Here is a 12,648-nt window from a genome sequence, read left to right as displayed (position 1 = left end):
TATTGGATAATTATTTACAAATTAAAAGCCCTAAACTCACCGTTGGTTATAGCCACGCCCTCTATAGTTCCTGTGAACGTACCTTCAATATAATCTGAGGATATCGCAGTTATTATCACAGAGCCTGTTTCAGACCATCCATCAAGGTTCAATGCGGTAGATTCAAGATTTAACTTATAGTCACCATCCTGAAAAAAATCACCAGAGAAATCATAAGTCCCTGTCGTTATTTGTAGCGGAAACCAGATAGAAACAGACGAATAGGTAGAAACCGTGTTGTCGTTTCCGTTTTGACCGTTTATCGTCAAATTTTGAGAACCTGCCGTTGCGGGATCTGCATAATTAAAATCTTCTCCTCCAGCGGTAAACCTAATGTAAGTGTCATCATTTTGTGAACCCGAATCATCATCTGAACTACAGGATTGAAAAGTAAAACCTGCGAAAATTGCAAGGATTAAAAGTGTTTTTTTAAATAATTTCATTTGTTGAATTTTTAAAGTTTATATTCTTTTAAACTCTATTTATCCACTACTATTATTAGAATAACATTAAATTTAGGTTAAAACATGATTTAGGGCATCACAGAGTACGACCTTAAAATTATAACAATGCTGGATATAAATAGTAAGGGAATCACTTAGGATTGCTAAGGTTTGTAATTTGAGCTACCTTCAATAAGGTTAAGATATATTATAAAGGGTACTGTTCAGCTTGATTCTCGTAGAATATTCTTGATCTTTACCTTGAAACCCTGTTCCTGAAGATTTTCCAGCGTTAATCGAAAATTTATCAAACTAAAAAATGGCAACGCATCAATGAAAGACCTGTCTCTTTTATCAATCAAGGCGAACGTAATCGTATAATCAGAGGGTTTTAATTTTTTCCTATCCAATGGGATAAAATCCATTTCCGCTCCCAATGCTTTTAATTTTGCTCTTAAGTTTTTCCTAAAACTATTATCCCTTAAAATAGCGATAGACGACACTCTACCTTGCGCAAAGAGATGACTTAAGGTAGACGAACTTGATCTTGGCTTAACATGTATAAATTCTTTATTTAAAATCGACAACACATCGCAGACTTCAATATGAGAACGGTTAAAATAATCTGATTTGACCAAATTTTTATCAAATAGTAAATAGTCCTTTTTAGATTTGGCCAATGATTCGTTATAGTCTCCTTCGCTAAAATTCTTTGGACATTTCAAGAATACTAAATTTGACTCCTCAACGTTTTTAACATATTCTCGAATTGACTCAATATAGTTCTTGTTGATATGATACCATTTGCCAAGTGTGAAAACGTAGGTTGAACCTTTTCGATTGACTTCAAAATTTATAAACCGCCATAATGGAGCCGATATTCTAAACTCATTGTTGGCATATTTCAAATAAATGGAAAGGCGTTTTAGGGTATTCCAATCCAAATCTTCTAATTTATCATTCTTGTAAGCGTAGAAATCTGAAATGTCCAAATCCATTTTAAGGTCATCGGCAACTTCAGAATAAGCATATCCTTCATAGGATTCCCAATCAATAATATTTGGAGACGCTAAATGTATATTAGTAGTGTCTTGTTTTTTAAGTGCTGCAATTAACAATGCTCTTAACTCCTCAACTGTCGAAGGGTTTTTTTCCTCCTTTAGATTATCAATCCAATCAAAGTTTGTTTTGTATTTATTGCTTTTATAGGCCTTCAACAATTTTCTCAACTTTTCTGGAATATCCTTAAAATTGACTTTCGGTGAAAGATATACGCCCTCATTTCCTGTAATCATGGTACCCAAATCATTAGAGCCCTTTGCTAAACCTCCAGTAACACCCTTTAACAAATCACTTACTACATCAAGATTAAAGGCCTCAGGCTTTGATTTTCTGCTGGATTGCATTTTGGTCAACAAACCCATATCGCTGAGATTTGCTTTATCAACGCTAATGAATTTTTCTGAATCCACGAGATTTAATGCGGTTCGCAATCCAAAGTCTCTTTCTATAAGTTCTTATTTGATTATATGTTTGCCATAACCGAAGGTTATTACAAAAATTCTTTCTTTGACTCTAAAAAATAAAACGGCACGATTGGAAGCATTTTGAAGTGTTATTATTTTTTTCTCTACGCCCTGCTGAAGTAATTGTTCCCACGAAGGTGAGTTTGACCTGGTACTTCCAATTATAATCAATCCATCAGCTTCTGTTTGTTTTTTTATTTTATATTCATAATAATCCCTAACTTCTTCCTTGATGGCATCCTTGAACTTTTTTACGTAGGGTTTTAACAGGAATACACTTAACTTGTGGGTTTTCTTCATATGTAGTCTAATGAAGATGTAATATATGTTAAATGTAAAAATAGTTAATAATGTAATCCCTTATCATGTATAAGGTTTGTTTCATATAAACCCTTTGTCTCGGGCTATTTTCAGCAGTACCTTATCATCTTTGCCTACAATATCAAATGCTTCTTTGAGTTGTCTTTTCCGACGTTCTATACCGCCAATAGACATTGTAATAACATTAGGCAAGTCCATCATTTTAGTGCCGATGGAAAGTTGATATAATATTTGCCTATCCACATAATCCAGACTTATATCATTTGAGGCCAAAATACGAAGGAGTTTTTTTACTGTTTTAGTATAAGCGAGCGAATCATCCAACACTTCCTCAATGGCATTGACCAAAACCTTAGGAGTTAAATCATTTTTTATAAGTAATCCTTCTGGACTAAGATTTCTGAAAATATTATTGATTCGGTAATTATCATTGTAGGTAGTAGCTACAATTATTTTTGATTTTGGCGATTGCTTTCTGATCTCCAATCCTAAATCCTCCCCTGACAATAGTTTACCATCTTTAGAACTTGGAAGTTTAATGTCTAAAAAAATCAAATCATAGAAGATTTTTTTGCTGTCGGTTAGTAAAGCGTAAGACCCGTCTAAGGTTGTCTCTTCTGTAATCTCAAATTTGAAACGGCTATTATTCAAAGCAATTTTATGAAGCGCCGATTTAAAAGACTCGGCAATTTGCGGATGATCATCAATAATTAATATGTTCACTTGAAGCGGTTTTTAGTTAGAGGGAATCTTGATTTCAATAATTGTTCCAGATTTAGAATCGGAATTCAAAGTCAGGCTTCCATTAAGGCCTTTAACCCTAGATTTAATGTTTGACAAACCAATACCATTTTTTCTTTTAGAGGTGTTAAAACCAACGCCATTATCTGTTATAACTACATTATAGAGAAAGTTATTATATTCAAACTTTAAAGCTACATGAGTTGCTTTTGAATGCTTTACGATATTTTGTAACGCCTCTTGGATTATTCTGTACATATTAATTTTTATGCCCTCATTACTATCATTCCAAAATAATGTTTCTTCTGCTATAATATCATATTTAAATTTACCGATTAAACTATTTTCTAAGACCAAACTCTCGATCATCGCCAAATAATCTGTATTTGAAGATAGAATTTCGTTTTTCAATTCATGTGAAATATCCCTTATCTCTCCCTCAATACTCTGCAAATCTTCCAAAAACTTTTGGTGTTTTTTCAAGTCTTCGCTTTCGCCATTAAGATTCAAAAAACCGATACCCATTCTTGCTCCATATATTTTACCGAGCACGCCATCATGAAGTTCTTCAGATATTCTACACCTCTCCTTAAGGCGTCCTTCTTCCAATTTAGATTGTTGTTTAATCATCAATTTATAAATTTCTTCATTTGCCTTCTGTTGTTGCTTTTCTAATACTAATTGTTTATTTCTAGTCTTCTGAATCCTCAAATAATACAATAAGGTTAAAATTGATATTACTCCAATTGCAATCGATAAAATAAGTGTTTTTTGAAGTGATAGTCTTTCATTCTTATGTATATATTCATCCGTTTCAAAACTGATTCTTGCAAATTTATTTTTTAATTTACGCTCATAACCTTGCAGTTCTTTTGTGAGTTTAACATGAGATTGAAGGTACTTACTAGAATTAATTTTGTCTATTTTAGAGAGGAGTAATAGAGATGACAAAATATCATTATTATTACTTGATTTAATAGCCAACTTATTAGCATCTTCAGCATACTCTAAAGCTTTTATAGTGTCATTAGTTTTGGCGTAATACTCCGCAAGATGAATTTTATTAATTGTAATGCCTGATATATTATTTAGACTGTCTCTTATTTTCAGAGCTTCTAAAAAATAGTCTTCAACATTAACAGTATCACCATAAAGTAGTTTTGAATAGGCCAAATTATCCTTTAATCTAGCATACAAGCGAATATCTTGATTTTTAATATTTTTATTGTCAAGAGCTTTTCTAAAAGTTTGGATAGAAGTATTATAGTCTTTTTTGATTTGATAAGTAAGCCCTATGTCGTTTAAAGTGCGCTCATAATATGGCTTATTTTTATCATCAATATTCTCTAGTACCTTAATAGATTTGGTATGATATTCAATTGAATTTTCGAAATCACCGAGCTCACTATAATTATTTCCAAGAGCATTGTAACATTTATATAATGCCAAGTCTTTTCCGATGTTTTTATATGTAGAAATAGCCTGAAAAAGCTTAGCTTCACTACTCGTGTAATCTTTTAATCTACTTTGGATAAATGCCATGTTATATAGCATTTTGGCAGAATAGTTTTCCTGGCCAATCAATGAATAATACTTATGAGCTTGGTAATAGTGATAATACGCTGAATCTAGAATTTCCTGCCTTGCGAAAAATGAACCTGAATTCCAATGAGTTTCTGCTACACCAGAAGAATCCTTAAGTTCTATAGATAATCTTAGTGCCTGTTTGTTCGAATTTTCAAATAGTAATGTATCAGAATTTTTAAATGCTTGAAATGCTATTTTTAAAGCATTCTCTTTTTTTAGTGAATCGTTTTCGATTAAATCATTGAGAGTCTTAGCTTTTGATAAAGCTCTGTTTTGTTTTAAGTAGTAGTTGACACTATCATTGAATGACTTGATTTCATTATGATTTGGCGTTTTTCTCCTGCATGAGGATAGTACGCACAAAATGAAGCCAACCAGTAATATTATTAGTTTATTTTTCCTTACCAACATAAAACAAATGTAAAGAAAAAGCCCTTAAATTATTTTAAGGGCCGCTATCAATTGAAATGGGATTATCCATCCTCTCTATCATTATCAATTTCACCAGAACTATTATCTCCTGTGGCATGAACATCTTCCGTTGGATTAGTCTGGTCGTCATTTAACTCCAATGCTGTACATGAAGCCAAGAAATTGAAAATAATTAGAATAGCCAAAACATTAAGTGCATTCTTCATAATATAAATTTTAGGATTATACAATAGACCTCACCCCGTTTTTCAAGGTGAAATTAAAATGCAGATGAGATTAACTGAAATATTAAGTGCTCAACTGCTTATGAAGAAGCTTCTTTATGTCATAAAAATATAATGACATGCTTGCCAAAACAAATGTTTTGGCAGGTAATGAGTGAACATAATAGTTCTGATAGTGAAAGGCTTGTTTCTGTGAGTGAAATTAATTTTGACTTTGGATGGATAAGTCAGATAGTGAATCTTTTATAAATTCAATATTGCTTAAATAAGTTTTTGTAAAAGGAATTTTTTGAACTGTATTTATTACTGAACATTTAAGATTACCGTAATTTATTCTCGACACATAATCTTTGTTGACAACATAACTTTTATGTATTCTTAAAAAATTATTGGGCAGGGCATTCTCGAAAATTTTTAACGTTTTGAAAGCACTTATAACAGAACCATCGTTTAAATAGAAGTCAGTTGTATTATTGTCAGCTTTCAAAAACAATATTTCATCCGTATTTAAATATTGAAAATCTTTATAGGATTGTAAGCAAAGGGTTCTATTGGTTTTGGAGGATTGTTTTTTTTTAAACTTTAAAGCCAGTTTTCTAATTTCCAATTCCACTAAAGGAGTCATCAAATAATCTATAAAACCGTGTTTTAACGCCTTATAAGAATTCTCATTTGAAGAGGAAACAGCTACGAAATCTGGAATAATCTCTAAATAACTGTTAAGTTCAGTAACCAATTCAAAAGGGCTTTCAATCACATTATCCAAATTGAGAAACACCAAATCGGGTTTTCTCTTAAGAATAATATTCATGGATTGCTCATAACTATTGGAGTTCCCTATAGAAAGAAACATGGGATAGTCTGCCATCACTTTTTTTAAGTCTTTAGCTATTTTCCCATCACTATCTATTACGAAATAACTATTCAAGGCTTTTTGATTAGACCTTGAAATTAGCAATGATTTCTCAATTACAACTAACGGATAATCTTACAATTAATAAGGATTTTCATTATTATTGAGATTTGACATTGATTAAAGCGCATTGATAGCTTTTTTAATTGAAATTCCGATTTGAAGAAATGTTATACCTAATAAGTTCAACATATATTGATACCTAACATCCGCAAGTGATGTTAATAAGAAAGTGGAAAAGTCAATAAGACCGGAGTCTTAAAGCCTTTCCCCTTTCAAATATTTTCACCAATTTAGGTGAAAACATCGTTGCAGATGAAAATTACACTTTCTTCCGATAATATCAAGTCTTTTGGCGGACTTAATTTTATTTCAGCCGAATTCGACAACCTACAACTTCCGGCATTAATCACAGAACACCTTGGGGAGCGCCCGCCACAGGCCCAATTCAATTTTAGCGATGCAATAAAGAACATGTGGTCAATCATCTTTGCAGGTGGAGATTGCGCCGAGGACATTAGTGCAAACCTAAGAGAGGAATTTTTGCAGATCGAAAATCTCAAGGTCTGCTCTCCCGATACACTTCTTCGCCTTCAAAAATCCTTGTCCCTGGACAAGGAAGTCCACATCGGCAAGTCCGGTTCCGTAAATGACATTAGCAGGCACGCCACGCTCAACGCACTGAATTTAGATATGTTGTTGCAATTAAAGACCCTGGTTCCCAATAAATTGTATGATCTTGACTTTGACCATCAGTTCGTGCCTTGCGAAAAATACGATTCCAGAAAGGGCTATAAGATGGAAAAGGGCTATTTCCCGGGCGTGGCAAGCATTGGCAAAGAGATCGTTTACATTGAAAACAGGAACGGCAACAGTAATGTAAAGTTCAAACAAGCTGAAACATTAGAAGATGCATATTCAATGCTAAAGGACAAGCGCATTAAAATCGATAGAAGTCGCATGGATTGTGGCTCCTTTACAAAAGAGGTCATAGAAGTGGTAGAAGAAAATAGCGAAAGATTTTATATAAGGGCCCAACGTTGCGGTGAACTCTCCAACAGAGTAAAAGTAATGAAAGATTGGAGAACTGTGCGGATCGGACTGTTCGATGTGGAGGTATGCAGTATTGGCTATACTCCCTTTGGAGGGGAAAAGACCTATAGATATGTAGTTAGCAGACAAAAGAACAATACCGGGCAAACAGATGCCTTTTTCGGAAACGACTTCACTTATAGGGCAATAGCGACGAATGACCGAACCTCCACCGACAGGGAAATTATTGAATATTACAACCAAAGAGGTGCAACTGAAAAGATATTTGATGAGATGAACAATGATTTCGGTTGGAAGAACCTGCCTTTTTCATTTCTGGAAGAAAACACGGTCTATATGATCCTGACTGCCATGTGCAGGAATTTCTATTTGATGATCTTAAAGAAAATAGCTGAAAAAGTAACGTTTGTAAAGCCTAATTTCAGGATCAAGAAATTCATATTCAGATTTGTGACAGTCCCTTTCAAATGGATAGAAAGAGGACGACAAAAAATACTCAAGCTGTTCACCCAGAGGCCGTACCATTTGCTGTTGACATAGGAGTCCGAAAGTCAAAAACCAATACCAAGGGCAAGGCATGCCCTAACATGGCCCTAAAACGCCCTAAATGCGCTGAATCCGGAAATATTAAGATCAAAAGACCGATGGCTTCAAAAAAATAAGTCCTGGCAAAAAAACGAACGAATCGACAATCAAAAAACAACTGAAAGCTGGTCTGAAATGACGGTTTTTGACCTAAAGAATAAATTTCAAAAAAGCAAATTAGGAACTTGCGGATTTAAGGTGATAGTATAATATTCCCTAATTTTAGTTCATAATTTTTTCAAAGCGCTATACGTTAGTGTAATATAAAATTTAGCCCTGTACGATTGGTAATTTAGTATTTAATAAGAATCAACATCTTTTAAAATTTGATGAGCCGAAGCGTTTATATAATCTTCGTTCTTTAGCATATCATCAAAAATATCCATCGCTTTATCTAAAATAGGATTTGATTTGTCATATTCTCTCACTGCATTGTATGAGCTAATTATTACTTTTAAAGGAGCGTTTTGTAATCCTCTTTGGGTAACATTTGGTTCGTAATGATTTTTATATTCTCTGGCTAAATTTATACAATCATCATAGTGTTCTCCTGAACATTCTAATAAGAAATCATAAAAAGGGTACTCTCTCCATTTTCCTACGGAAGATTCAACATATTCAAAAAGAAAAGTACGTAATTTTTTAAACTGTTTTGGTTTCAAATGAAAGAATGCTCTATTATAAATCTCTCCAACTTCTTTAGATTCTAAGTCTAAAAATCTCATTACAAGTGTGAGTGCCATTTCAACTTTATGTCCATTTTCGATAAACTCAAAAGCTGTTTTTATTATACTATTTGGCTCATTATGTTTTAAAAATGATTCTAATAAATCATCAGCTTCAACATAGTTATTACAATAACCTATAGTTATTAATTTACCTATTTCTTTATTAGACTCCTTGACTTGTAAAGCGCTTTCAAAGAATGGAATCAACCTTTCAAAATTGTAGTGAACTAAATATTGCAGCGGATTAATCGATATTTTTAATACACCTGCATCATAATCTTTAGCTAATCCTAAAAATAGATTTAAAATTTCCTCCTTACCGTATTTTAATAAATATTGTAATTTATAGATAGCAGAAGCTCTTGTGGATGGACGAGAATTATCCACCAATAATTGAAGCGTTTCACAAACAAAATTAAATGTCTTGTTAGAAAAACTATAATCTACAAGACTGCTGGCAGCAGCGCCTCTTATTGAATTAATCCCTGTTGATAAAGCATCATTTAAATTTTCTCTACCCTCATCTCCTGAAACAATCTGTAGTTTTAAATAATCTAATATTTCTGGGTACACCTTTTTTTTATCTGTAAAATATCGTGTTACCCAAATTAGATAAAGTGTATTTTCTTTTTCATATTTTCTTTGATTTATTGCATAAAGAAATACATCCTTAAGCTTATCTACATCAATTCCACCTTCTTTTAATCCTTCAAGTGCTTTTACTATATATGTATTTGATATTTCGCTATCATCAATTATATTATACACGAAATCAATGAATTTATTCGGTTCTTCTGAGACAACTGTTACAAATTTTCGACCGTGTTCATATTCTGCTGGTTGATTCCAACTGTTGTAATTTTTATTTGTATGGGTGTAGGTTTTAAAACTATTTCGCCAGTCTTCTAGGGAGAATTTGTCATATTCAGGATTACCTAGCGGGTCTCTATTGACAAAAACTACCGTGCCTTCAGGCTCTTCGTTTTTAATAGCTCCAAATTTTCGAAATAACTCTAAATAATCCTTTTTTAAATGCTTTGGCATCTTGCCTTTATCATTTATAGAATTAAGTAATTCATACTTACCTATTCCGTAATATTTATTTTTCCTTTTAGAGCCATCATCATTTATAATAACTCGTAATTCAACTCTTTTTCTAAAGTTTGATAATAATATATCTTCTATTTTATTTTTTTCTTCATCATTTAGCACATGATACATTTGACCAAATACCTCTAACATCATATAATTCAAATATCGGTTTAAACTATATAATTCCTCAAGCTTTGTGGTATCTGAGAAAAAAGGATACGCTTCGTTTTTAAACTCTTTAGGATATTTAAAGATGATACTAAAACCAATTATTATATATACAATTCTATTAGAATCAAGATATTTATTTACTTCATCTCTTACAAAATTCGGATCGGTTATGAATTTACCTTCGAGATAAGTTTGAAGAATATCTAATTGCTTATTATGCTTATACAAATCAAGGTTTTTTCTATCATATAATAGAAAGGCTGAATCTAGTTCTATAATGCCATTTCTTTCAAATTTACGTTTTGATATAATTTCAGTTATAACATCTTTTACTAGTGTATAGGCAACATCTGGGTGTTTCGCCCAAAGCTTTTCATATATCCGACCGCCTAAATGTTGTGTGTAGAAATAATTTTTATCGTCATTTATATCTGTCCCTTTAACAATATCAATATGCTCACGTAGGTTTTTGGCTGTCCATGTTGGAAAATTTGTTGATGTGTTTTCTAGGATACTATAAAACCAGTATTGCTTTGAGTATTCTTTTTTTCGGCTAAAAACATTTTCAATTAATTCTATTGCAAGTTCACTTTTAACCTCGCCTATTTGCCATAGATAATCTATTATTAACTCATCTTTGATGGAAGAATCTTTTAAAGTTTTGTAGTACTTGAGTAAATTCTCATTATTCTCAGCTAAAGCAACTCGTCTTAAAGAACTTGTTATTTGAGTTTTTAGCTCATCATTATTATTTTCAATATCTTCTCTAAAAATATCCCTATTAATAAAAAACGATAACCATCCTTGATCCATAAGTGATGTATTAAAGGCACTTTTTAATTCATCATCTGCAAATACTATGTGTTCAACAGTGTTTTGCTCGGCAATAGTTGGGCTTTCTTGAAATGCAATTTCTTGCAGGATTAATAGCTTAATATGAAAACGAACCTCTTTATGTTGCAAAATTTTATTGACATCACTCACATATTCATGATGCAATACACTACTTTTATAATTTAGGATTTGTTTAATTTTTGATCTTACAAACAATCCTTGATGTCTATTTAGGATATCTGTGAGTAAATCTTTTTCTCCGTTTATAAAGTTTCTTGCATAGGCATAATCAAAGAACGATTGATGAAAAAACTCAATGTTTTTAGCGTCAACAAGGATACCTTCTGATTTTAGAAATTTTATCTCTTTAAAATATTGGTCTTCAAATAATCTAGCATCTAAATTTATTTCTTGAAGATCGTACATTTTTAAAGCTACTTTAAATATAAAATCAGATAGATTTTCTGGGTTTACAGCAGTTATATTAAAACGCTTTGCTTCCAAAATTTTCTGTTTCCATAATTGCGAATACAAATCTTGAAGACTCTTAATTTCTTTGACCTTAAGACTTTCTGAGTAAACCTTTAAGAACACATCAAGATGTAAAGGAACAGCAATTAATTCTAGAAAAGCTTCTGTAAATTGTCCTACCTTCTCAATTCCAGAGCGTTTTAACACATCGATTAGAACATCTCTTTTAAGCGCCCTAATTATAAAACTTTTCTTTCCCTTGTAATTAGATATAATAGGATCATAATTAAGGTCATAAATTCTAGTAGAGATAACAATTTTTACTTTTGGATGGCTTGTAAACCTCTGTATAAGATTATCGTAGAACTTTAGTGGTTTTAAGTCTGATGATAAAGCTTGAGATAAAGCATCTATCTGATCAATTAAAAGAACTCCTGTCTTATCAGATTCAATAAGTCTATCAAATAATTTTTCAAAACTTACATCGAGATTATATTCGGATTCTAAATCCTTAATCGAATTAAATATTAATCTATCAGCTTTTAAAGAGATTACAGGAATATTTTCAGACTTTAGTTTAGAATAGAGTTGAGATAGAATCACTGATTTGCCCATTCCTGCATTACCAGCAACGACAGCTATGTTCAATTCATTTTCTTTAGGCTTTTGTTGTATCCATTCAAAAATTTCTTCTGTCTCGGCACGCTTGATTTTAAGCAATTCGTTCTTGCCAAAAAAAGATTTTACTCGTGTTATGTCATTTGAAATTAACTCAGTTTTTTTAACTGCAAACTCCTTGCTAATAGAATCATCTTCATTAGTGTTATTCTGTTTTATAAAAATATCTTTTTGTTCTTTGCCAACTAACGATTGCGGTGAGAAATATCGGTTTTTTAAATAAGGATTAATTCGTACTATAGGATCTAAATCTACTGCTGTTATCGGCACTACATTTATGGAATTAAGAAGTTCTTTTAATTGCTCTTGGGCTTTCTCAATATTTAATTTTTCAAAAGATTTAACAGAAGTAACCTTAGAAATAATTGAGGGAATGTTCTTTGTAGACCATTTTTGATTGAAACTAGCCAAAAGTAATTTTGTAGCTTGGGTAAAATCTTTTGATACAACAAAGTAGTAGCTAAAATCTTTGATGTCGTTGATTAAAGAAGAGGTATTTTTATTGGATAATTGAGTTTCTAAAATGTGGTATAATAAAAATTTTATAATCTCTGATAATACCAAATCTATTGTTAGATTGGATTTATACTTTTTGCATTGCACTATGCCCGTTATTTTTCCATCTAGAAAAAGCATAGCATCAGCTCCACGTTCTCCAACACTAGAAGAAAGCTCTACGTTATCATAAATTCCATAATACAGATCTTTATCAATCTGATCCTTAAAATAATGATACACCACCTCTTCAAACTCCCTATGATCTAGCTTATTGAAATCTAACGCTCTATTAGCATATAAATCTTGTTTCAT

At 31.9% G+C, this 12,648-nt stretch carries 7 protein-coding genes and 1 pseudogene; 1 reads left to right on the top strand and 7 read right to left on the bottom strand.

Going from position 1 to position 12,648, the window contains the following annotated elements:
• Window positions 1-14: 14 nt before the first annotated feature.
• From ESY88_RS15335 to ESY88_RS15310, 6 genes and pseudogenes are all read right to left on the bottom strand, one after another.
• Window positions 15-482 (bottom strand): hypothetical protein, encoded by a 468-nt coding sequence (locus ESY88_RS15335; RefSeq protein ID WP_147087549.1) that lies wholly within the window; start codon window positions 480-482, stop codon window positions 15-17.
• A gap of 224 nt (window positions 483-706) precedes the next feature.
• A pseudogene (locus ESY88_RS15330) lies at window positions 707-2,308 on the bottom strand (TIGR04141 family sporadically distributed protein).
• An 81-nt stretch (window positions 2,309-2,389) separates the two neighbouring features.
• Window positions 2,390-3,052, bottom strand: coding sequence for a response regulator (locus ESY88_RS15320; protein WP_147087546.1), 663 nt, complete (start codon window positions 3,050-3,052; stop codon window positions 2,390-2,392).
• A gap of 12 nt (window positions 3,053-3,064) precedes the next feature.
• On the bottom strand, window positions 3,065-5,068 hold the full coding sequence (locus ESY88_RS15315; protein WP_147087545.1) for a tetratricopeptide repeat-containing sensor histidine kinase: 2,004 nt from the start codon (window positions 5,066-5,068) through the stop codon (window positions 3,065-3,067).
• Between the two features lie 62 nt (window positions 5,069-5,130).
• Window positions 5,131-5,295, bottom strand: a complete 165-nt coding sequence (locus ESY88_RS21115; protein WP_189702619.1) for a hypothetical protein — start codon at window positions 5,293-5,295, stop codon at window positions 5,131-5,133.
• A gap of 220 nt (window positions 5,296-5,515) precedes the next feature.
• A complete protein-coding gene (locus ESY88_RS15310) occupies window positions 5,516-6,241 on the bottom strand; it encodes a LytR/AlgR family response regulator transcription factor (protein WP_147087544.1) in 726 nt (241 codons plus the stop codon).
• Window positions 6,242-6,541: 300 nt separating this feature from the next.
• Between ESY88_RS15310 and ESY88_RS15305 the strand changes: the two genes are divergently transcribed.
• Window positions 6,542-7,819, top strand: a complete 1,278-nt coding sequence (locus ESY88_RS15305) for an IS1380 family transposase (protein ID WP_147087543.1) — start codon at window positions 6,542-6,544, stop codon at window positions 7,817-7,819.
• 344 nt (window positions 7,820-8,163) lie between these two features.
• On the opposite strand, the gene ESY88_RS15300 is transcribed toward ESY88_RS15305, so the two are convergent.
• The gene (locus ESY88_RS15300) at window positions 8,164-12,648 is read right to left on the bottom strand and encodes an ATP-binding protein (protein ID WP_147087542.1); all 4,485 of its coding nucleotides are present in this window, start codon (window positions 12,646-12,648) and stop codon (window positions 8,164-8,166) included.

Source organism: Subsaximicrobium wynnwilliamsii, from assembly GCF_007997225.1.
In the GTDB taxonomy this organism is placed as follows: Bacteria; Bacteroidota; Bacteroidia; order Flavobacteriales; family Flavobacteriaceae; genus Psychroserpens; species Psychroserpens wynnwilliamsii.
The sequence above is the reverse complement of the archived record's forward strand: the minus strand, read 5'-3'. Positions and strand labels throughout refer to the sequence as shown.

Bases quoted from the DNA above. Each gene is read 5' to 3' on its own strand.
- ESY88_RS15305 (WP_147087543.1), top strand. From the start codon at position 6,542: ATGAAAATTACACTTTCTTCCGATAATATCAAGTCTTTTGGCGGACTT.
- ESY88_RS21115 (WP_189702619.1), bottom strand. From the start codon at position 5,295: ATGAAGAATGCACTTAATGTTTTGGCTATTCTAATTATTTTCAATTTC.
- ESY88_RS15315 (WP_147087545.1), bottom strand. From the start codon at position 5,068: ATGTTGGTAAGGAAAAATAAACTAATAATATTACTGGTTGGCTTCATT.
- ESY88_RS15300 (WP_147087542.1), bottom strand. From the start codon at position 12,648: ATGAAACAAGATTTATATGCTAATAGAGCGTTAGATTTCAATAAGCTA.
- ESY88_RS15335 (WP_147087549.1), bottom strand. From the start codon at position 482: ATGAAATTATTTAAAAAAACACTTTTAATCCTTGCAATTTTCGCAGGT.